Source organism: Bizionia gelidisalsuginis (genome assembly GCF_008086185.1).
Classification (GTDB): domain Bacteria; phylum Bacteroidota; class Bacteroidia; order Flavobacteriales; family Flavobacteriaceae; genus Bizionia; species Bizionia saleffrena.
Genome location: NZ_VSKN01000117.1, coordinates 1 through 513 on the forward strand (window position 1 = coordinate 1; position 513 = coordinate 513).

Annotated in this window: 1 pseudogene; it reads right to left on the bottom strand. The window is 38.0% G+C overall.

Going from position 1 to position 513, the window contains the following annotated elements:
- Positions 1–513: pseudogene (locus tag ES677_RS15460) on the bottom strand (hypothetical protein); the annotation flags it as partial.

Sequence of the window (513 nt, forward strand, 5' to 3'; positions counted from 1 at the left end):
ATTGTCTGTTCTTGAGTTGTTGTGTTTCCACAAGCATCAATTGCTGTCCAAGTTCTAGTAATAATATAATTACTATCACAAGTTCCAGTTGTAGTTACATCTGTAAAAGAAACAGTAGGCGTAGCACAATCATCTGTAGCCGTAGCAACACCAGTGTTTGCTGTAGAAGTATCGTCGGTACATTCTAAAGTTACATCTACAGGAAGTGACAATATAGGATCTACAGTATCCATAATAGAATAGGTAGCAGTGAAGAAGTCTGAGTTTCCACACGCATCCGCTGCTGTAAATGTCACTATAATAGCATTGTTATCACAATCTACATCTGACATCTGACCGTAATCGTTAGTCCATATAACTGTAGAGCAATTATCTGTAGCAGATGCACCAGCATTGCTTGATAACCAATCTTCTAAAGTTCCATCTGGAGTTACACCACATTGAATAGCTATATTTTCAACAGCGGTTGTATCGATAACAGGCGCCGTAGTATCTTCAATATTAATTGTCTGT